General features: G+C 66.7%; 14 protein-coding genes and 1 pseudogene. 12 read left to right on the top strand and 3 right to left on the bottom strand.

The features are described from left to right. Window positions 1-177 precede the first annotated feature (177 nt). From cydD to B5F40_RS10915, 8 genes and pseudogenes are all read left to right on the top strand, one after another. Window positions 178-1905, top strand: a complete 1728-nt coding sequence (cydD, locus tag B5F40_RS10885; RefSeq protein WP_087194366.1) for a thiol reductant ABC exporter subunit CydD — start codon at window positions 178-180, stop codon at window positions 1903-1905. Further along, window positions 1902-3653, top strand: coding sequence for a thiol reductant ABC exporter subunit CydC (gene cydC, locus B5F40_RS10890; protein WP_087194367.1), 1752 nt, complete (start codon window positions 1902-1904; stop codon window positions 3651-3653). The genes cydD and cydC overlap by 4 nt, the downstream gene beginning before the upstream one ends. Before the next feature lie 147 nt (window positions 3654-3800). After that, entirely contained in the window at window positions 3801-4859 is a 1059-nt protein-coding gene (locus B5F40_RS10895; RefSeq protein WP_087194368.1) for a nucleoid-associated protein, read from the top strand. Window positions 4860-5150: 291 nt separating this feature from the next. Next, the gene (gene ettA, locus B5F40_RS10900; protein ID WP_087194369.1) at window positions 5151-6830 is read left to right on the top strand and encodes an energy-dependent translational throttle protein EttA; all 1680 of its coding nucleotides are present in this window, start codon (window positions 5151-5153) and stop codon (window positions 6828-6830) included. A 188-nt stretch (window positions 6831-7018) separates the two neighbouring features. Then, window positions 7019-7183: pseudogene (locus tag B5F40_RS16965) on the top strand (helix-turn-helix domain-containing protein); the annotation flags it as partial. Next, entirely contained in the window at window positions 7144-7446 is a 303-nt protein-coding gene (locus B5F40_RS16970; protein WP_162610963.1) for a HipA N-terminal domain-containing protein, read from the top strand. The pseudogene B5F40_RS16965 and the gene B5F40_RS16970, both read left to right, overlap by 40 nt. A 161-nt stretch (window positions 7447-7607) precedes the next feature. Further along, the gene (locus B5F40_RS10910; RefSeq protein ID WP_140396490.1) at window positions 7608-8492 is read left to right on the top strand and encodes a HipA domain-containing protein; all 885 of its coding nucleotides are present in this window, start codon (window positions 7608-7610) and stop codon (window positions 8490-8492) included. 1492 nt (window positions 8493-9984) lie between these two features. Continuing rightward, the gene (locus tag B5F40_RS10915; protein ID WP_140396491.1) at window positions 9985-10182 is read left to right on the top strand and encodes a hypothetical protein; all 198 of its coding nucleotides are present in this window, start codon (window positions 9985-9987) and stop codon (window positions 10180-10182) included. On the opposite strand, the gene B5F40_RS10920 is transcribed toward B5F40_RS10915, so the two are convergent. Continuing rightward, entirely contained in the window at window positions 10179-10487 is a 309-nt protein-coding gene (locus B5F40_RS10920) for a hypothetical protein (RefSeq protein WP_087194373.1), read from the bottom strand. The two genes, B5F40_RS10915 and B5F40_RS10920, sit on opposite strands and share 4 nt — an antisense overlap. Before the next feature lie 185 nt (window positions 10488-10672). Further along, a complete protein-coding gene (locus tag B5F40_RS10925) occupies window positions 10673-12964 on the bottom strand; it encodes an FAD-dependent oxidoreductase (protein ID WP_087194374.1) in 2292 nt (763 codons plus the stop codon). 211 nt (window positions 12965-13175) lie between these two features. Here B5F40_RS10925 and B5F40_RS10930 point away from each other — a divergent pair, with 211 nt between their 5' ends. From B5F40_RS10930 to brnQ, 3 genes are all read left to right on the top strand, one after another. Beyond that, window positions 13176-14669 (top strand): helix-turn-helix transcriptional regulator, encoded by a 1494-nt coding sequence (locus B5F40_RS10930; protein WP_087194375.1) that lies wholly within the window; start codon window positions 13176-13178, stop codon window positions 14667-14669. A gap of 90 nt (window positions 14670-14759) precedes the next feature. Next, on the top strand, window positions 14760-15545 hold the full coding sequence (locus tag B5F40_RS10935; protein WP_087194376.1) for a rhomboid family intramembrane serine protease: 786 nt from the start codon (window positions 14760-14762) through the stop codon (window positions 15543-15545). 30 nt (window positions 15546-15575) lie between these two features. Next, window positions 15576-16958, top strand: a complete 1383-nt coding sequence (brnQ, locus tag B5F40_RS10940; RefSeq protein ID WP_087194377.1) for a branched-chain amino acid transport system II carrier protein — start codon at window positions 15576-15578, stop codon at window positions 16956-16958. A 387-nt stretch (window positions 16959-17345) separates the two neighbouring features. Here the strand turns inward: brnQ and B5F40_RS10945 are convergent, their stop codons facing one another. Continuing rightward, window positions 17346-18464 carry an ornithine cyclodeaminase family domain gene (locus B5F40_RS10945; RefSeq protein ID WP_087194378.1) on the bottom strand — a complete coding sequence of 373 codons (1119 nt, stop codon included), beginning with the start codon at window positions 18462-18464 and terminating at the stop codon, window positions 17346-17348. A 636-nt stretch (window positions 18465-19100) separates the two neighbouring features. On the opposite strand from B5F40_RS10945, the gene B5F40_RS10955 reads away from it, so the two are divergent. Further along, window positions 19101-21719, top strand: a complete 2619-nt coding sequence (locus tag B5F40_RS10955; protein ID WP_087194380.1) for a DEAD/DEAH box helicase — start codon at window positions 19101-19103, stop codon at window positions 21717-21719. Window positions 21720-21810: the final 91 nt, after the last annotated feature.

Below are 21810 nucleotides of genomic sequence, written 5' to 3' on the forward strand. Positions count from 1 at the left end.
GCGGAGATGTGTATAAGAGACAGGGGGGACGGGGTCTTTCGTTCCACGTCATCAGCTCCGAAGGGAAGCGGGGGCCGTCGTCCGTTCTCGGGCGGGCCTTTCCCCCGGTGCGGGTTCCTTTGAAAGCGCATATATGATACTATCGGTGTAGCAATAATGAGGAGAAAGGGCTTTTCGATGGTCGATCGCGCTCTGTTCGCGCTCGAGGGCGTTCGCGCGGTGCTCGCGGCGCTGCTGGGGCTCGCGATTGCGCGCGCATTGCTCGCGGTGGGCCAGGCATGGACGCTTGCGAGCGCGGTCGTGGGCCTGTGGGCGGGTGAGCCGCTCGTCGACCAGGCGACGTTCGTCGCCTTGTTCCTCTTGTGCTTCGTAGGCGGGCAGGGGGTGCGCTGCGCCCAAGACGCCCTCCTTGCCCGCTACGCTCGAAAGCGCGTCGAGGATCTGCGGGACGGCCTTCTGGGGACGGTGTTCGAACAGGGTTCGCGGCTCGTGCAGAAGGAGGGCACCGGCAGCATCGCCGCGCTCGTGCTGGAGGGCGTCGACCAAGTGGAGACGTACTTGCGCCTCATCCTGCCGAAGACCGTGTGCGTGGCGGTCGTGCCGTTCGTCGTGCTCGTGTGCGTGTTCCCCGTCGATTGGGTGTCGGGCATCATCATGCTCGTGATGTATCCGGTCATCGTGTTCTACATGGGGCTCATCGGCTCGACGGCCAAAGCGGCGGCATCGCGGCAGCACGAGGAGTACCAACGGCTGTCCAACCACTTCATCGACTCGATACGCGGCATCGACACGCTCAAGCTGCTCGGCCGGGGCAAGGCCCACGGAGAGCGCATCTTCGAGGTGAGCGAGCGGTTCCGAGAGGCAACGGTGAGGACGCTGCGCATCGCAACGCTTTCCGGCTCGGTGCTCGACCTCATCTCCACGCTGTCGCTGGCCGCTGTGGCCATCATGCTGGGCTTCCGCCTGGTGGACGACTCGATATCCTTTTTCCCGGCGCTGTTCGTGCTCGTGCTCGTGCCCGAGTACTTCAAGCCCATCCGCGAGTTTGCGAGCGACTACCATGCGTCGCTGGACGGAAAGAACGCGCTCGCCTCCATCCAGGCGATCATCGCGTCGGCGCCGTCCGGCGAAAGCGGGCGCGTCTCGCGCGATGTTCCCGCATGGGGCGAGGACGCCGTCCTCGAGCTCGACGGCATCGGTTTCTCGTATCCCGAGCATGAGGCCCTGTCGGGCGTCTCGTTCGCCGTGCGGGGATTCGCGCGCATCGGCGTGATCGGTGCGAGCGGGTCGGGAAAGAGCACGCTCGTGAACCTGCTCGGCGGCTTCTCCGCGCCGAGCGCGGGCACGCTGCGTGCGGCGGGGTGCGAGCTCGGGGATCTGCGCGATCCCTCATGGCAGCGCCAAGTGCTCTACATCCCACAGGACCCCTACCTGTTCCACGGCACCCTGAGGGAGAACATCGTGTTCTACCGTCCGGATGCCGACGACGAGGACGTTGACAGGGCGGTGCGGGTCGTGGGGCTGGAGGAGCTCGTGTCCGAATTGCCCGAGGGCCTAAAGACGCTCGTGGGCGAAGGCGCCCGCGCGCTGTCGGGCGGTGAGAAGCAGCGCATCGCGTTGGCACGCGCGCTGCTCGACCGTTCGCGGCGGATCCTCCTGTTCGACGAGCCCACGGCCCATCTCGACATCGAGACCGAATTGGAGCTGAAGGAGCGCATGCTGCCGCTCATGGAGGGCCGCCTCGTGTTCTTCGCCACGCATCGGATGCACTGGGTGCACGATATGGACGCAGTGGTGGTCATGGAGGGCGGGCGCGCTGTGGAGTTCGGGACGCCGTCCGATCTTGCTGCCCGTGGCGGCGCTTTCGCGCGCTTGGCTGCGCAGGCGGAAGGAGGTTCCCGATGAGCCGCAAAGAGGGCTTGGCGGCCGCGCTGCGCCGCGACACCTGGGTGAGGCCGTTCTTCTTCCGATACCGCAAGGCGCTCGCGTTGGCGCTCCTGCTGGGACTGCTGACCTTCGGATTCGCCTCGGCGCTGATGGTGACTTCGGGATACCTCGTGAGCGCGTCGGCCGTGGTCGAGACCGTCCTGTTCCTGCACCTGCCGCTCATCTTTGTGCGCATCTTCGGCGTGGGAAAGCCCATCCTGCAGTATCTCGAACGTTTGACCAGCCATGACTGGGTTCTCCGCATGACGAGCGGCCTCAGGCTCAAACTGTACGGCGCCCTCGAGCGCGATGCGGTGTTCTTCCGCGCCACGCATCGCACGGGCGACGCGCTGGGACTGCTCGCCGAGGACATCGGCCATATCCAGAACCTGTATCTGCGCACCGTGTTCCCCACGGTGGTGGCATGGCTGCTCTACATTGCGCTTGTCGCGTGCCTGGGCTGGTTTTCGCTCTGGCTGGCGCTGGCGATGCTGCTCGTGCTGGGCGTGGCGGTGTTCCTCGTGCCGCTCGTGTCGGTGCTCGCCAACGCTGCGCGGCAAGCCCGCTGCAAGCAGATGAAGAACGAGCTGTACGCCGAGCTGGCCGACAACGTGCTGGGCGTGTCGGACTGGGTGTTCGCGGGCCGCGGCGACGAGTACCTTGAGCGCCACAAGGGGCGCGAGCGGGAGATGCGCTCGATCCAAGAGCGCATGGAGCGCTTCGGACGCCGCCGCGACCTTGTGCTGCAGGCCCTGTTCGGCGTGTGCGCGGTGCTGCTGCTCGTGTGGGCGGGCGGGCGTTTCGGGCCGGAGGGGGGAGATGCCGCCAACTGGATCGCCGCTTTCGTGATGGGCTTCTTCCCGCTCGTGGACGCGTTCGCGCCGTTGTCTTCGGCAGCGGTGGAGGCCGGTGCCTACCGCGACTCCATCGAGCGCCTGAACGACCTGCCGGCGCCTGCGGAGGACGCTTCGTCGGCGGTCGAGCCGCGCGCGCCCCTCGACGTGCGCGTCGAGCATGCGGCGTACCGGTACCCCGGTTCCGGGCGCGATGTGCTCGTAGACATGAGCCTGACGATCCCCCAGGGCCAGCGCGTCGCCGTGCTTGGCCGCAGCGGCGCGGGAAAGAGCACGCTCGCATCGCTTGTGCGCGGCGATGTGCGCCCGGATTCCGGCATCGTGACGCTCGGCGGCGCGCCGACCGCCGAGCTCGGGGACGGGGCGGCGAGGTGGATCGGGGTGATCCAGCAGCGCACGTACCTGTTCAACATGACGCTCCGCGACAACCTTCGCATCGGTCGCGAGGACGCCTCGGACGAGGAGGTGTGGAACGCGCTCGACAAGGTGGGGCTGAGGCCGTTGGTCGAACGTCTTCCGGATGGCCTCGACACGATGGTGGACGAAGCGGGCCTGCGCTTCTCGGGCGGCGAGCGGCATCGTGTCGCGCTCGCGCGCGTGCTGCTGCAGGACGTCCCCGTGGTCGTCCTCGACGAGCCCACGGTGGGCCTCGACCCCCTCACCGAGCGCGCGTTGCTCGACACCCTGTTCGAGGCGTTGGACGGCAAGACGGTGATCATGATCACCCATCATCTGGCGGGAGTGGGCTCCATGGACCGGGTCGTGTTCGTGGAGGGCGGCCGCATCGCGCTGGACGGCTCGCCGGAGGAGCTTGAGCGCACGAGCGAGCGCTATCGCCGCCTGCTCGCCTTCGACCGGGGCGAGTCGGGGTAGCGTAGCGGGCTGGGAACCGCCGCTGTCGGACGGTCGCGAAAGCGCGCTGGCGGCAGGGAGGTTCGGTGTTTTTCGCGCTTTCGCGCAATGCGGAAGCGTACGTTCGCTATCCTGATCGTCCACGGTTTTCGTCGCGAGAGGCCCCTCATGAAGATCAGCCATGCCATCCTGCACGTCTTCGACTTCGTGTCGTGCGTGAACGTGTATTCGGGCGAGGAGCTCGACCTGTCCGCCAAAAGCGTCAAGCGCTTCGTTCTGGGCCATGCGAGGCGAGTGCTCGGCAGCATCGACGCCAAGCGCGGCGAGTTCGCCGAGGACAGCCTGTTCGCGGGCGAGTTGCGCGCTTATTTCCGCGGAGGGCGCGACTTCGTGGAGCTTTCCGCCCAGATCGCCGAGTATTTGGCCGGAGAGTTGGGGCATGCAGACAAGCCCGTGTCGACCGATCTGCTCGTGGTGGACTTCGAGGACGACCCCGACAGCACGGTGCGCCCCCTGACCGACGAGGAGGCCGATGCCGCTTACGAGGCGCGCGGCAAGCGGTACTTCGCTCTCATGCTTCTGGAGAGCCGGCAAGCTTACATGCACGAGGTGGGCGAAAGCGATTGCGGCGGCGCATGCGTGGGGGTGGCCCGGCACCACGCCATCCTGCCGAGCCCTTCCCAGAAGATCGCTTCGTTCGCGGTTGTGGACGCGGGATCGCTTGCGGTGTCGTTTTGCGACAAGCCGCGCTCCATCGCGGGCGAGGAGCGCTGGCTCATTCCCGACGGTCTGCTCCAATGCTCGACCGAGGCGTCCGGCAAGGAGGTGTTCGACCGGGTGGCGCGCATCGTCGAGGAGGTTGCCGAGGAGTACGGGGCGAACGCGGCCGTTGCGCTTTCGAAGGCGAAGGCGTACGTGAGCGAAGCCGCAGAGGCCTCCGAGGAGCTGGCTCCGTGGGATCTCGGCGAGGAGGTGTTCGAAGACGAGCCTTTGCAGCGCCGGTTCGAAGAGGCGCTCGCCAACGAGGCCGTGCCCGAGCGCGTGGTGGTGGAGCGCGCCGTCGCCAAGCGCGTGGCGAAAAGCCACAAGATCCGCACCGACACCGGCATCGAGGTGACATTTCCGGCCGAGCTCGGGGAGAACCCCGACTTCATCGAATTCTCAAGCGCCCCGAACGGTCTCATCAGCATCGAGCTCAAGAACATCGGCCATATCGAGAACCGCTGAGCGGACGGCGGGGCGTGCTCGACGGACTCGGGGCGAGCCGTACGAGGCTCGTGCGCCTTTTGCCGTCCGCGCGTCCGCATCGGCGGGCCATCGAAGTCGAAACGGGCGAACGAGACGGCGGGCCGTCTCAAGCGCTCGTCGAGGGCCTTGCGAAGCGGGCGCGACGATTTGACGAGAAACCGGGCTATGTGCGAAGGACGTGCTGCGCTTCCTGGTAAAATATGAAACCGTCTGTTTTGGGTCTCGTGCGGCCGTGCTCGAACGGGATCGGCCGCGGCAAGAAGGAGCATCATGCCAGAGTTCATCTACCAAATGCACCAGGCGCGCAAGGCGCACGGCGACAAGGTCATCCTCGACGACGCGACGCTGTCGTTCTATCCCGGCGCGAAGATCGGCGTCGTAGGCCCCAACGGCATGGGGAAGTCCACCCTGCTCAAGATCATGGCGGGCCTTGAAGAGGTGTCCAACGGCGAGGCGCGCCTCACGCCCGGCTTCTCGGTGGGCATCCTTTTGCAGGAGCCGCCGCTTGACGAGGACAAGACCGTCATCGAGAACATCGAGCGGGCGTTCGGCGACGTGCTGGCCAAGATCGACCGGTTCAACAAGATCGGCGAGGAGATGGCCGACCCGGACGCGGACTACGACGCGCTCATGGCCGAGATGGGCGAGCTGCAAGATGCCATCGACGCCGCGAACGGATGGGACTTGGACAGCCAGCTCTCCCAGGCGATGGACGCGCTGCAATGTCCCGACCCCGATGCGCCGGTGAGCGTGCTCTCCGGCGGCGAGCGGCGGCGCGTGGCGCTGTGCAAGCTGCTGCTGGAAGCGCCCGACCTGCTGCTTCTCGACGAGCCGACGAACCATCTCGATGCCGAGAGCGTGCTGTGGCTCGAGCAGTTCCTGCGCCGCTACGAGGGCGCGGTGCTGGCCGTCACGCACGACCGCTACTTCCTCGACAACGTGGCCGAATGGATCTGCGAGGTTGACCGCGGAAGCCTCTACCCTTACAAGGGCAACTACTCCACCTACCTTGAGACGAAGGCCGCGCGCCTCGAGGCCCAGGGCCAGCGCGAGGCGAAGCTCGCCAAGCGCCTGCGCTCGGAGCTCGAGTGGGTGCGCAGCTCTCCGAAGGCGCGCCAGGCCAAGAGCAAGGCGCGCATCGAGCGCTTCGAGCAGATGGCCGCCGAGGCGCGCTCGTTCGAGAAGACGAGCGTGTCCGACATCCAGATACCGGTGCCGCCGCGCTTGGGCGCGAAGGTGATCGAGGCGCGCAACCTGCGCAAATGCTTCGGTGATCGCGTGTTGATCGACAGCTTGTCCTTCACGCTGCCCCAAGGCGGCATCGTAGGCGTGATCGGCCCGAACGGCGTGGGCAAGACCACGCTGTTCAAGGCGATCGTGGGGTTGGAGGAGCTGTCGGGCGGCGAGCTTTCGATGGGCGAGACGGTGAAGGTGTCCTATGTGGACCAGAACCGCGCCGGCATCGATCCGAAGAAGAGCGTGTGGGAGGTCGTCTCCGACGGGCTCGACTACATGAAGGTGGGGGAAAGCGAGATCCCGAGCCGCGCCTACGTGGCGAGCTTTGGCTTCAAGGGCCCCGACCAGCAGAAGCCCGCCGGCGTGCTGTCGGGAGGCGAGCGCAACCGCCTGAACCTTGCGCTCACGCTCAAGCAGGGCGGGAACCTGCTTCTCCTCGACGAGCCGACGAACGACCTCGACGTCGAAACCCTCGAGAGCCTCGAGGAGGCGCTTTTGGGCTTTCCGGGCTGCGTCGTGGTGACAAGCCACGACCGGTGGTTCCTCGACCGCATCGCCACGCACATCTTGGCGTGGGAGGGCACCGACGAGAACCCCGGCGCTTGGCACTGGTTCGAAGGCAACTTCGAAGACTATCAGAAGAACCGCGTCGAGCGCCTCGGCGAGGAGGCCGCCAAGCCCCATCGGATTCATCGCAAGCTTACGCGCGACTAGGCGCGGGACGGGCTCCGCAGAGGCTTCTGCGGAGCCTTTTTTCGGACATGGGGGCAGGTTCGCTATCGGTGCCCGAAGAGGGACGGATCGGATGTGCTTGCGAACCCTGGGTGCGCTGACATGCGTGCTCTTCGTTCGCCGCGGTGCTTATGCGTTCGCGCAAGCTTCGCGGTGCTGTCGCTTGATTTATGCGAACGCATGGATCGAAAGCGAGGCGAACGGTGGAACGCATCGGAAGCGCGAGCGCGCTCGGCGCGCTCATCCGCGAGGAGCGCAGGCGTCGGGGATACACGCAGGTCGAGCTAGCCGGGTTGTGCGGCGTAGGCGTCACCTACCTCTCCCATTTGGAAGGGGGCAAGGAAACCGCCGAGATTGGCAAGGCCCTCCATGTGGTCGCCATGCTGGGCATCGATCTTTTCGCCAAGATGAGGCTTTGTTCGCCTACGATGCGGCCTATCTGGAATCTTCGCGCGCCACTCCTCTTTCGCAATCCCTTCCCTTGCGGGTCGGGCCGTTTTCCACAAGGGAGTTCCGGCCCTATTTCGAAAGGTTGCTGGCAGAGGGGTCGGCCCGGCGCGCGCTCGCTTCCGAGTTGCAGCTGCCCGAGGACGACTAACTGCCGCTTTTGGAGGCGTGCGGACGGGATTGCATCGGCGACGTCGTGATCTCGTGGGCGGGATCGGACGGCGTTCGAGAGCCCGCTTTCCTCGAGAGCCCGCTTTCTACGAGCTGATCGACGGCGATCGGTTCCGCGCCCTGTTCAGCGGCCTTCCCTGGATGGCAGAGGAGAACGCGGCATCGCGTCTTTCGCTTGCGGGCACGCAGGGCAAGATCGGTCTGGCGCATGACCCGTGCCGGTCGATGGACGAGGGCTGGCTGCGTCCGCGCGGCCTTGCGGCCACGACGCATATCCCCAAAACGAGCCATTTGCGGGATATCCCCGAGATAGAGTTCCTTTGCATGAAAGCCGCCGCCCTTTGCGGGTTGGAGGCGGCGCACGTCGGCTTGATCGATGCGGGAGCCTCCGTCCTCGCGGTTGAGCGATTCGACCGAGAGAGCGTTGCGAAGGAGGGGGAGCTGCGCGTGAGGCGACTGCATCAGGAAGATCTCGCGCAAGCGCTCGGCGTGACCCCGGCTTCGAAGTACGCGGAGCTGGAGGGAGGGACGGTGCGCGTCGTCGCGCGCCTCCTCAAAGAGCGCAGCGTCCGGCCTGCGAGGGGCCTCGCCTCGTTCGCCCGCATGCTGTGCTTCGCTTACCTTATCGGGGATTGCGATGCCCACCCGAAGAACTACGCGGTGCTGTATCCCGATGCAGGTCGCGGCGGGTCGGGGCTTTCCCTCGCGCCCGCGTACGACTTCGCGTGCACGACGCGCTATCCTCGGTTCAGCCACGACATGGCCATGGCGCTCGGCGGCGTGCGCGCCATCGACGAGGTGCGGCCCGACACGTTCGGAGTGCTGGCTGGCGAGCTCGGCATCACGAAGGAGGCGTTGCGGACGCTCGCCCGGCCTCTTGTCGAGCGCGCGTCCGAGGCGATGCGGACCGCTGCCGACGGCGGCTGCGGGCCCGTTCTCGCGTCGACCCCTTATATCGCAGCCGACCTTGCAGAGGGCATGGTTCCGCGCCGCGCGGTTCTCAAGGCGTTCTGCGACAAGGGCTGACGGCTGCCGACTCCCTCCGCAGGGCTGCTCAGCGCGAGAGGCAAGAGGTGCGACGCGAGCGTCTTGGCAGGTGATGCAGCGGGTCGGCATCGGCTCTGACGATGGGGAGGTCGAGAGCGGGGCAGCTGCGGGCGGCACGAGCGGGCGAGGCGCGCTCGTGCCGCCCGTCTCTTCCGACGGCGACGCCGAATGGCGTAGAGTCTTTCTGTGGCCAAGTGGGGGGAGGAGCGCGTTCGAGCGCGTCCTGCTTGGCTGTGCTCGATCCATGCTTTCGTGCAAGGTGCTTTCAAAAACTTGGTTTACGTGATCGCATGGATCGGGCACGAGGTAGGCGATGGGGCGCATTGACGATGCTCAAACGATCGGAGGCCTCATTCGTGAAGAGCATGAACAGTAGGGATGCACGCGGATCGACCAGAATCAGATCGGCCTGCTGCATGCAGTCTCGCCTTTACTTTGGAAAGCTCTTTCGCGGGACGAAGCGGCCTTCCGTCTCGCTAGGTCGCAAAAGGGCCAGTTCGAGATTCGACGAAAGCGGGCTCGTGTCGATTTTGGCTTGACCAAGGCTGTTTGTCTTGCCGCTGAGAGCGGACGAGGGTGGATAAGCAATGGAGGTTGGAGGCAGAGCGAACGAGCGGTAAGAAATTTCGACAGGAGCAATCGACATGTAGCGGAGGAGAGCGGGTGTTCAGAACGTGCGGTCGATGTAGCGCGTCGACGTTCCGAGGCTGAATATGCTGAGCTCCACCAGGCTGGGGTCGGCATCCGCGATCCCTTCGGCTCGCTTGTGTTTTCGGTTTCGCTGGCAACTGGAGGGGGTGCACGTTTCGAGCTCGCCCGGCTTCCGGGTCTTTCGGGGGCCGAAAGAGACTGCACCCTTCGGCTCACCTGAGCCCCCGAGTCCACCGTCAGGAGGTGTGGCAGAAGAGGGGGCTCGTCATGCTGGTTACGGTCGAGCAAGCTTGCGGGGTGCTCGCATCTGTGTTTGAGCAGAGGCGTATCATGGCTTAGGGAGCAGCTTACGTCGGGCAGTCCCGGTAGCCGCTTTGTTCGAAGTCGGAGCAAATCTTGAGAGTTTCAAAGAGGGGGCTGATCCGTTAAGGATTTTTTCAGCATAGTCCTCATCCCGGAATCGTACGATTTTGCGCGTTGCGATCCGTTCGATATCGAGAACCGCTCGCGACATCCCATAATGGTTCGTGCCAAGTCTTAATCTTGCTTCGAATGGTTTTATGAATAGAGGAGAGGGCAGGTAAAGCTATTCGAATACCTATTGTCGGATCGATTATTTCGTGAGGACGATATGGACGAGCGCGTCTGAGATGGCCGTGGGGTTCCTTTCGTCGGCGAGCCCTTCTGCCGTTGGGCCGTGCGTGCGCGCCCGCCGCGAAGCAGCAAAGCGCCTCGGCGCATGCGCGGGCGATTGGGGGTATGACGGCATGGGCGCATCGGCGGCTTTCGGATGCGCCGTCCTCCATCGAAGCCGACCACCGTGCGCGCGCTGCAATCATGCGGCTTCGAGACCGTTGCTGCAGACGACGACCGCAACGACCCGGCGATGATCCGCGCGAGCAAGGCGGGGTTCCGGTTCCGCAGCGCCGAGGCCATCAAAGTGGAGAACCCCGACCTACCCGCGTGCGAGGAGTACGGCGCGCTTCCGGTCGTCGTCGAGGAAGCGCTTGCGACTTAGCGCAGGAGCGGCCGTGAGCGCTCCATGCCGATCACAGCGCGAACGCCGAGGAGCGTGAACGCCGCCACGGCTACCGCCCCTGCCGCGCCCCCGGCCATAAGTCCAACTGCGGCGGCGAGGCGGTAGGGGCGCTCGGGGGTTCTTGTCCGCGCCTTTTCCGTCGCGGTGGGCTCGTTATGCCCTTCGCCCTCCGCGCCCACGTCGTCCGCGGATGTCGGATCTTTTGCCTTTTCCGTCGCCATGAGCGACTCGATTCCGCGTCCGAGTCCGCCCGCCTGGCCCGCATCCCGTTCCTTCGCGTTCATGGTTCCTCCTTCGCGTCGTCTGCCTGAGAGGCCGCAGCGTAGCGCGCATGCGGTCGGTTCGTGTGTGGACGGCGCGCTTCGTGAACGCATCGCCGCCCATCCGTTGGCGGCGCGTCAGAGGAAGGCGCGTCCGCGAGGCGTCGGGGCGAGCCGGCGCGAACGGGACGCGCTTTCCGACCGTTCGGTCACAGCCCGAGGTGCTCCTTGACGTACTCGATGGACATCATGCCGCTCGTGAGCGCGTAGCCGCATGTCGCTCCCACGTAGTCGGTGTAGGGGTACGAGAAGTACCCTCCGCTGTCCTGGCCTGCGACGAAGAGCCCTCGCGGGGCGGGGACGTCGTCCTCGCCGATCGCCTGCAAATGGTCGTTCACCTTAATGCCGTTGTAGGTGCCGTCGATGGGCGACACGACCCGCACCGCGTAGAACGGGCCCTCGTCGAGGGGGTGCAGAAGCTCGGGGCGCTTCCCGAACAGCGGATCCTCTCCTGAGGCGATCACCGCCCGATAGTCCTCGACCGTGCGCGCCCATGTCGCGGCATCGAATCCCGCGAGTTCGCCGAGCTCCTCGAGGGTGTCGGCCTTCCATGCCTGGCCGTGCGCGATGGCGGCGTCCATCTCGTCTTGCAGCGTGTGGTAGGAGGGCACGAGGATGCGCTCGCGCATCTTGTACTCGGCGATGAGGTCCTCCCCGAGCACCTCGTGCACGCCGCTTCGCACAAGCTTGTCGAAGTCGGCCTGGGTGAGCACGATGTAGCTCGAGCCGACGCGCCGCATGCCCGACGCTCCGCGCGCGAGCGCGTGCGTGATGCAGTACGCTTCGTTCATGTAGCGGTTGCCCGAAGGGTCGAGCATGAGGAAGCCGCCTTGGTTGAGGAACTTCATGTAGCCGGCGTAGAAGTCGAGCGCATCGTTGCTGCAGAACTCCGCGAGGTGCGGGGACACGTCCGTCGAGAGCACGGCGCCGGCCTCCCTGCAGAGGTTGATGCCGTCCCCGGTGTTCGTGGCGACGCCGTTGAGGTAGAAGTCGGAAGTGCCGAAGAGCTCCTTTTGCATGCCCGGGTTGCCGCCGAAGCCGCCGGTGCAGACGAGCACGGCGCGGGCGTTCACCGTGACCGCGGTCCCGTCCTGCTTGGAGGCGGCGACGCCTGCGACCGCGCCCTCCTCCACGATGAGCTGCTCGGCTTTGGTGTCGAGCAAAAGCGTCGCCCCTCCGGGGACGATGAACGTGTCCCAGAGCACTTGGAACTTCTCGGTTCCCTTCCCGTAGTCGTGCGCGATGCTCGTGCCGCTCGTCGCCTTCGGGGTCGAGAAGCCCTTCTGCCCCGTCTGCTCCCAATGGCTCTGCAGCCAATCGATCATCTCCCCCGAGTGGGAGAGCACGTTGTAGGTGAGGCTCGCATCGGTCCTCCAATAGTAGTAGTCCATCATGGCCGAGAACACCTCGTCCACGGTCACGTGATTCCCCACCTGCTCGTCGAGCTTGCTCCCTACGGCGAGCGCGCCCGTCGCGCACGAGCCCTCTCCCGATATGCGGGCGGTCTTCTCGAGCACCACGACCGAAAGCCCCTCTTCGACGGCCTTGAGCGCGGCGGTCGTGCCAGCCGTTCCCGCGCCGACGATGCAGAGGTCGGCGTCGTACACCTCGCTCGCCTCTTTCTTCGGTGTCGCCTTGGCGAAGGGGGCGAAGCGGGCCTCGGCCTGCGAGAGCGCCTTCGCGCACGCGGCCTGCACGGCCGCCGCGGTGAGCGTGGCTCCCGTCACCGTGTCCACGAGCAGCGATTGCTGCTCGACGATGGCGCGCGGCATGCGCTCTGCGGCGGGCTCGAAGAATCCGGGCGTGTCCGAGCAGGACAGCACGCGCACGTCGAGGATGCTCGTTTCGTCGACGTCGACCTCCACCTGCACCGGTTCGATGACGGCAGGGCAGCCGAAGCGCTCGCCCTCGATGGAGCCCGCCTTCCATTTTCCGTACGCCTCGCCGACGTAGGTGCCCGGCTTCATATGCTGCTCGACGACCGAGGCGTCGAACTCCGGAAGGTCCTTGGGCGAGGCGCCCGCCTGCTCGACGGCGTCCGCGACCGCGCTCAGCACCGCCTGCGACGAGAGGGTGGCGCCGGACACCGTGTCCACGTCGACGGACTGGGATTCCACGATGGCGGCTGGCAGCACGTTCAGGGGCAGATAGCTGATATCCTCCGTCTCCCCGTGCTCGACGACCTTCACCTCCTCGATGCGGCTCTCCGAAAACGACACCTCCACGACGACGGGGCCGTGCTTGCCCTCGCCTGTGGCGGTGTACGTGCCCGGATCGAAGCTGACGGGGCCTCGGGAGGCTTCTTCCGAGGGCGCGCAGCCCGAAAGCGAGAGCGCCTGGGCTCCGAGCAATCCGAGGCCGGCGAGTCCGGCGACCCCTTGCACGAACCCCCTCCTGCTCAGCTGAGGCCCCCCTTCGGCGCGCTTCGTCGAATCGTCCATGTCTCCTCCTTTGATCGTCGGGACGTCCGTGCGCCCATTTTGGCGGAAAAGGTCTCCGCGGTCTCCGTCCGTCGGTGATGAGGCGGTCTTTCGCCCTCATCACTTAGTGGTGAATTTCCCCCGGGGAGGCCCCATCGCTTCGAAGAGGGCCCCCGACCCCCTTGAGAAGGCATCGCTCTTCTCGTAAGATGCGCAGTGAGGAGGGGAGGCGATGGAGGACTCGAACGGCGCGTCCATTTCGCGCATGCTCGTTGGCGATGGGGTCTTGCGCGAAGGCCGGTCGTCGGCGGCCATGGTCGTCGGATTGGCGTTTTATTGGCAGCTCTTCCGCTGGGCGAACATCAGCAACGTCGTCGCCGGTGCGGAGGGGGCGTCGGAAGGAGGCCTCCTTCCGCTGGCGTTCTACGGGTCGGCGCTCGTGATTGCCCTCGTCCTGCTTTCGTTCAAAGGCCTTTCCGCGCGTCTCTTTTCGCCGCGTCTTGCGTTCGTCACGGGCGCGGTCGGCTCCGCCGCCTTGTCGGGCGCGTGGGTTTGCAGGGTCGTGCCGGAGGAAGGCGCCACGGTTCTCGTGACGGCGTCGCTCGTCCTGTCCGCGGGCTCCTTCTCGGTGATCACGCTCGCCTGGGCGCGGCGATGCCGCACGGAGGCGCGTCTATGCGCGAAGCGCGCGGTGCTCCTCGCATGCCTCTCGTCCCTCGCTTCCTTTGTGCTGACCTCGATGAACTCGCTTGTGGCGAACGATCATGCGTTGCTTGCCGCGAGCGCTCCGGTCGCATCGGCCCTTTGCTTGCTCCTTTGCGAAGGATCGTCGGGACGGGAGGGCCTTGGCGAGCAACCGCCTTTCCCTTTCGCGTTCGGCCCCGTCGCAGCCGTGATGGTGTCGCTCCTCGTCCTCATCGTGTGCATGAAAGGGGTGTCCGACTCGTTCTATTCGACAGAATCGGACTCCATGCTGTACCTCAAGCATTTCATAACGGTGGCCGAGCTGACCGCGATCGTCTTCGCGTGCCTGTTCGCGACCGACATGGGCAGGTTCGCCTTCGCGGGCTGGGTCGTGCTCGTGGGCGGCGTGCTCTCGGGGCTCTCCCTTTTGCTCTTCCCAGGCGAACCGTCTGCGGCGTTTCAGTTCGGCTTGGGAACGGTGACCTCCGGCAGGACGTGTCTCGAGCTGTTCGCGTTCATCCTTGCGACGTGCCTGAGCGCTCGCGACGAGCTGCGCTCGATCCTGGCGCTTTTGGTGGTGCCCGAGACGGCAGGGTGCCTGGTCGGCTACGGGGCGCTCCCCTCGGCGCTGCGCTCTGCGGGGATGGCGGACGGCGAGTGGTTCGGCATCCTGTCGCTCGGAGCCTGCGCGATCACGGTCGCTTCCACGCTTCTCGCGATGAGCTTCCTCGCCCTCAAGGGCCTCGACGGAGCGCCGCCTCCGCGTCCGCCCGCCGAGGCCCTTGAGGCTGGCTCCCGCCGCTTCGGCGAGTTCGCGAACCGCTTCTCGCTCACGAAGCGCGAGGAGGAGACGGCGTACCTGTTCTATCGGGGCTACAGCACCAAGCGCATCGCCGAGCTGCACTACGTATCGCTGAACACGACGCAGAGCCACTTGCGCAGCGTCTACCGAAAGACGGGGGTGCACAGCCGCCAACAGCTCATCGACCTCGTCGAATCGGCGGCCGATGCTGGCGGAGGGCCGGACGAAGGAGGTCGTTAGGCCTTTGCCCTTTCGTCGCGCGTTCGCAGGTGGAGTGTGGTAGGATGCTGGGATGATTTTCCGCAGACGATCGCACGAGAGGAGCTCGCCGTGCCGTACAGGGTGGACGAACCGGCAGACGGGAGGCGTCCCGTCATCGATGACGAGCAACTGAAAAGAATGCTTGGCAAGAGCGTGCCCGGGTTCTTCGAGCGCAACCGCTTCCGCATCGTCACGCTCATCCTCATCGCGATCAACGCGGCCGTGTTCGCAGTCGAGGTGCTGTTGTCGGGCATGCGCTTCGACGTCCCTGCGACGACGCTCGTGGACATGGGGGCCATGTACGCGCCGCTCGTGCAGGCGGGCGAGCTGTGGCGGCTCGTCTCGCCGATGTTTCTGCACATGGACCTCATGCATCTCGCGTTCAACATGGCGGCGCTCTACAGCGTGGGCGAAGTGCTCGAGCGCGTGCTGGGACGCGTGGGCTTCGTGCTGCTCTACTTCGTTGCGGGAATCACGGGCAACGCGGTGTCGTATGTTGCGGATGTGCTGGCAGGCGGCGTGCCTTCAGTGAGCGCCGGCGCTTCGACGAGCGTGTTCGGCCTGTTCGTGGCTGTGGCGTTGCTGGGGGTCCTGCACAAGCGCAACCGTAGGATGTTCGCCGAGTACAGCAAGGGCATGATCGGGGTCATCGGAGTGAACGTGGTCTACACGCTGCTCGTGCCGAGCGTTTCCGTGAGCGGGCATTTGGGCGGCGCCCTCGGAGGGCTTCTCGCCATGTTCATGGTCCCTGCGAAGAATCTGAGCGTGCCGAACGCCGTGCGTGTCGCCGTGGCCGTGCTGTGGGTTGCGGCGCTCGGATGGACGATCGCCTCTCGCGGCACGTTCGGTCTGTAGGCTTGGAGATCGAGAAGGGCGAATGTGGGGATGGGCGTTTTCCGCAGACGAGTCGGCGAAGGGGGCGTAGCGAAGGGCGAGGGGCGGAGCGGGGGCTCTCTCGGCCCCGCGCAGCTGCTCGCCGTGGGCGGCATGCTGTTCTCGATGTTCTTCGGGGCGGGCAACCTCATCCTGCCGCCGTTGCTGGGCCTGCAGGCGGGCGAGGCGGCGGTTCCGGCCATGGCGGGCTTCCTTGCGGCTGGCATCGGGCTGCCGGTGCTCGGCATCGTGGCGGCGGCCGCATGCGGAGGCGCACACGAGCTGGCCGGGCGCGTGGGCCCGCGGTTCGCTTCGGCGTTCGTCGCGCTCGTGTACCTCACCATCGGGCCGCTGCTCGCCATCCCGCGCACTTCTTCGACAGCCTTCGAGATGTTGAGGCCGCTTTTGCCCGCGACCGACGCGACCGGCCTCGGCGTCGCGGCGGTCGCGTTCTCGGTCGTCTTCTTCGGCGTGGCGTTCGCTTTGGCGCTCCGCCCCGGGCTTCTCTCGCGCGTGCTCGGCCGGTTCTCCGCTCCGATCCTCATCGCGCTCATCGTGCTCGTCGTGGCCGCATCGGTGTTGGACGGGGCGCCTGCGCCGATGCAGCCGCGCGCGCCTTACGACGAGGGCCCCGCGTCTCATGGCTTCCTCGCAGGCTACCAGACCATGGACCTCTTGGCCGCCCTCTGCTTCGGCATTGTCGTGGCCGCGAACGTGCGCGAGCTGGGCGTGAGCGATCCGAGGCGCGTGGCGGGCTCCATATCGGGTGCGGGCCTCGTCGCCGGAGCGCTCATGGCGGCCATCTACTGCGGGCTGGCGTTCGCTGGCATGGCTATGGGATCCTCGATGCCCGACGCGACCAACGGCGCGTCTATCCTCGCGGCGTCGGCGAGCTTGCATTTCGGCGCCGCTGGCGCGATCATCGTGGCGGCCATCTTCCTGCTCGCGTGCCTCAACGTGTGCACGGGGCTCATCTCGTGCTGCTCTGAGTACTTCTCCGAGGCGTTCCCGCGCATTCCGCTGCCGGCGTGGGCGGCGGTGTTCGCAGCGTTCAGCTGCGGGGTGTCCCTTGCGGGGCTCGATGCCATCCTCGCGTTCTCATCGCCGCTTTTGGGCGCGCTCTACCCGCCGGCCATCGTGCTCGTGGCAATGGGGCTTGTGCACGCGCTCTGCGATCGACTGAGGCGTATGTGGCCTGCCGCCGTTCTGACGACGGCGGTCTGCAGCGTGTGCGTTGCGCTGCGCGATGCGCTCGCGCCGGGGCTCTGGCTGCCCCTCGACGCCCTCCCGTTCGCCGACGCCGGGCTCGGATGGCTGCTGCCCGCCGCAGCGGGAGCCGTCGTCGGAGCCGCATGGTCGTTTGCGGAGCGAAGGCGCCTCGGGAAAAAGGCGTAAGCGCGGGGCCGATCGGGGGGGGGTCGGCGTTGCTCCGGACGTCCGCCGTCCGCCGTCCGATTTCCCGGATCGAGGCGGATTCCCCGTCCGAACCCGCTGTGCGTTCTCCGCGCCGCTTTCCACATCGAATGCGAACCGGCGGATTCCCCGTCCGAACCCGCTGTGCGTCCCGGCTTCAAGGGCTTCGCGGCTCAGGAGTTCTCTAGCTTGGCGAAGCACGCGGGGGGTGAAGAGGCCTTGAGAGCTTCGGCTCGAACGCGCCCGCCGCGAAACAGGGCCTTCTCCTCCGCGAGTGCCCCGAGGTTCGGTCCGCGTGGCGCTCTCGGTCGGTTGTGGGGCCGGGGGGGGGGGCTTGCCTTCGCTGCGGATCGCCGCGTCCCGGTCCCTTTACAACCCCAGGCCCTTTGCCACGTTCGCGATGAAGTCCTGCACGTTCGTCACGATGCCGCGCGATGCTAGCGAGCCGCGGTCGATGAGCTTGTTCACCGCGAACTCGGCGATGTCCACGCAGTAGAAGTACACCTGGCGCACGGTTCCGTCTTCGAGCACGCGGTACGATGGCGTCATATTGCCCGTGGCGATGGTGTGCAGCATGGTGGCCATGCACACGACGGTGGTGGCCTTTCGCAGGTGGGCGCGCATGGCGTCCTGCGCTTCGTAGGCGTTGCCGACGACGCTGGGCAAAGGGCCGTCGTCGCGGATGGAGCCGGCCAGCACGTAGGGCACGCCCTTCTTCTCGAGCGCGTGCATGATGCCGCCGCACACCTGCTCCTCGTCGATGAACCGGCCGATGGAGCCGTGCAGCCGCACGCGGTTGATGGTGTCGAGGTGGTTGTAGTGGCCGAGCGGGCGGTTCTCCTGCGTCTCGATGTCCTGGCCGAGCGCCGTGTGGAAGTACGATCCCTCCAGATCGTGCGTGGCCAGCGCATTGCCTGCGAACACTGCGTCGGCGTAGCCCGCCTCGATGATCTTCGCGAACGCCGTGCGCGAGAATCCGTTGAACGAGAACGCCGGGCCCATGACCCACACGACGTAACCGTGGTCGCGCTCGTAGCGCAGAAGCTCGTAGAGCTCGTCGTACTCGCGGGAGAACGCCGTTTCGCGGGAACGGCCAAGGCGGAAGGCGAAGTTGTCGGCGTGCCGGCCCGACTCGGCAAGCTCGCCATCGCCGTCGGGGGCTGCGTCGAAGCCGCGGGTGTGGACGTAGATGCCCTGCGCGCCCGTTTCGGTGCGACCGCAGACGACGGCGTCCCCGGCATGGACGTGCCTGAACTCGCGCACGAAGATGCGCCCGTCCTCGTAGACGGGAACGCAGTCCATGCGGCTGTCCTCCGCGAGAAGCCAGGTGCCGCCTATCTTGAAGTACTCCGGGTAGATGCTCATAGCGTGGTAGCCCTCGGGGGCCACGCCGTCACGGGGTGCGGGCGCCAGCCTCGCGTCGGGAGCGCTTGCCAGCGGCTCGCGGTCGAAGTCGGGCGGAGTGTAGGGGTTCAGGGAAAAGCTCATGGGCACCTTCTTCCGGTTCGTCTCTCGGTGGGCGATTATAGCAGGAGAGCGAGCGCGCAGGACGCGCAGTGCGCGCCTTCCGGAAAAGGCGCAGCGGAGCGTGAAGGGAGCCGCGCGGCGGCATGCGAAGGCGCGGTTGCCGTCCCTCCATTCTTCATCATCTTCTTCTCTGCGGATGCGAGGCAGCCGATATGGAGGGTGATTCCGAAGGGGGCGGCGGGAGGATCGTGGCATCGCGAGCCTCGTGCCGACGGGGCGGCGAGCCGAGGGGGAGGCCATTGCGGGCGGGACGCCCCTTGCGGGCGACAGCCGGCGGATGGCGAAGGGTGCAGATGGGCGCCGACGTGGGGTTTGCGGGGGGTCCGAAGAAAGAGGAGGGTGGCGCGCTCTGTCGGTCGCCCCTCGTGCAAGGAAAACGTCGATTTCTGGCCACCAAACCGCGTTCTGGCGCGTTCCGTGCTCCTTTTGCGTGCTTTGTCTGTGCCGATGAGGCCGCTGGTTCCCTCACGAAGGAAGGTGCGGCGTCCCGCGTCGCGGAAGTGCCCGCGTCGCGGAAGCCGCGTCCCGCTGCGCATGTCTTCGGCCTCTGGTAGAATGCTTCCCCGACGCCCATCCCCGACCCACGGAGGCCCCTTCATGGTCGAACACGCCCACAACGCGACGGACGCGCCCGCAGCCCCGGGGGTCGGAAGCGATGCCTTCTCGCATGGTTCGCTCGGCCGCCTGGCTCCCACCTGGTGGGAACCCGAGGAGGGCGAGCCCGCGCCCGAGCCGTGGCTCGATGCCGATGAGGCGCTCGACCGCTTCCTCGGCTGGACGGCCGCGCGCGGCATCGAGCTGTGGCCCCACCAGGAGGAGGCCCTCATGGCCCTCATGATGGGCGACCATGTGATCCTCGGCACGCCCACCGGCTCGGGCAAGTCCCTCGTGGCCCTGGGTCTTTCCTTCATGGCCATGGCCACGGGGCGGCGCTCGTACTACACCGCGCCCATCAAGGCGCTCGTGAGCGAGAAGTTCTTCGACCTCGTGGACGTCCTCGGCCGCGAGAACGTGGGCATGGTCACGGGGGACGCGCACATCAACGCGGGCGCGCCCGTGGTGTGCTGCACGGCCGAGATCCTCGCGAACCAGGCGCTGCGCGAGGGCGAGGGCGCCGACGTGGGGTGCGTCGCCATGGACGAGTTCCACTTCTTCGGCGACTACGACCGCGGCTGGGCGTGGCAGGTGCCGCTGCTCACGCTGCCGAAGGCGCAGTTTCTGCTGATGAGCGCGACCCTCGGAGACATGAGCGCCGTAGTGGGCGCGCTTGAGGAGCGCACGGGAGCGGATGTGGACGTGATCGCGGACGCGCCGCGCCCGGTGCCTTTGTCCTACGAGTACGCCGAGACACCCCTTGAGGCCACGGTGGAGCTGGCCCTGCGGAAAGGGGAGGCGCCGTTGTACCTCGTGCACTTCTCCCAAGACGCGGCATTGGCCTCGGCGCAAGCGCTCTCAAGCTACGGCGTGGCCACGAAAGGCGAGCGCGACCAGGTGAAGGAGGCTCTTCGCGGCGCCCGCTTCACCACGGCATTCGGCAAAACACTCAAGCGCCTCCTGCAAAGCGGAGTCGGCGTGCACCATGCGGGGATGCTTCCGCGCTATCGGCTGCTTGTGGAGAAGCTGGCCCAGCAGGGGCTTCTGCCCGTCATCTGCGGCACGGACACGCTCGGCGTGGGCATCAACGTGCCCATCCACACCGTGGTGCTCACCGCGCTCTCGAAGTTCGATGGCCGCAGGATGCGCCGCTTGCGCGTCCGCGAGTTCCATCAGATCGCGGGACGGGCGGGCAGAAGCGGCTTCGACACCGAGGGCGTGGTGGTGGCCCTCGCGCCCGAGCACGACATCGAGAACGCGAAGCTCGTCGCGAAGGCGGGGGGAGATCCGAAGAAGCTGCGCAAGATCAAGAAGAGGCAGCCCCCCGAGGGGTTCGTCACGTGGAACGAGCAGACGTACCGGCGCCTGATAGAGGCTGCCCCCGAGACGCTCAAGCCGCGCATGCGCGTCACGCATTCGATGGTGCTTTCCGAGGTGGCCCAAGGCGGCGACGCCTACGCGCGCGTGCGACGGCTCGTCGCCGACTCGTTGCAAACCGACGAGGAGAAGGCGGCGCTCGTCGCGCGCGCCGACGAGGTCTTCCGAACGCTCATCGAGACGGGCGTGGTGGAGCGCTCTGTGGGAGAGGACGGTTCGACGTCGTACGCGACCACCGTGGACGTGCCGGAGGACTTCGCTCTCGACCAACCCCTTTCGCCGTTCTTGTTGGCGGCCCTCGACCTTCTCGACCCAGAGGACGAAAGCTACGCGCTCGACGTCGTCTCGCTCGCGGAGGCCACGTTGGAGGATCCGCGCCAGGTGCTGCGGGCGCAGGAGCGCGCCGCCCGCGAGAAGGCGATGGCCGAGATGAAGGCCGACGGCGTCGAGTACGAGGAGCGGATGGAGCGCCTTTCCGACATCACGTACCCCCGGCCCTTGGAGGACATGCTGGCCGTCGCGTTCGAGCGTTACTGCGAGGGCGTCCCGTGGGCGCGCGACTTCGAGCTGTCGCCGAAGTCGGTGGTGCGCGATATGGTGGAGACGGCGTCGGATTTCAAGACCTACGTGCAGCGCTACAAGATCGCGCGCTCGGAAGGGACGCTTCTGCGCTATCTGGCCGACGCCTATCGTGTGCTCGACCGCACGGTGCCTACGGGAAGGCGCGACGAGCGGTTGGAGGACATCGTGTCGTGGCTTGGCTTCCTCGTGCGGTCGGTGGACTCGAGCCTCGTGGACGAATGGGAGGGCGCGGGCGCCGTCGCGGACGCTGCGCCGCCCGCGCCCGCGGACGCCGTGGTGGCCGACCGCCGCGGGCTTGCGGTGCTCGTGCGAAACGCGCTTTTCCTGCGCGTGCGGCTGGCTTCGCGCGGGCAGGTCGAGGAGCTGGGCCGCCTCGACGAGGAAGGGGGCTTCGGAAGTGCGCGCTGGCGTCGGGCGCTGGAGGCGTACTTCGAGGCGCACGAGGAGGTGCTCCTTGACGCCGACGCGCGCTCGTCGGCCTATCTCGACATCGACGAGTCCGACGAGCGGACGGATCACGTGTGGCACGTGCGCCAGGTGTTCAGCGATCCGGAGGGCGACCACGACTTCGCCATCGTCGCCGACGTCGACCTCGATGCTACCCAGGAGGAGGGGGAGGCCGTGTTCAAGGGCCTGCGCGCGGGGTTCTTCGAAGATCTGTAGAGAAGGGGCGTCCCCTAGAGCCTTGATGCGGGCGGGCGCCTTGGCGGCTCGCGCCGTTCTTGGCATGCCGCGTGAAAACGAAGCGGCCCGA

The sequence above is a fragment of the Gordonibacter sp. An230 genome, assembly GCF_002159915.1.
Lineage (GTDB): Bacteria > Actinomycetota > Coriobacteriia > Coriobacteriales > Eggerthellaceae > Rubneribacter.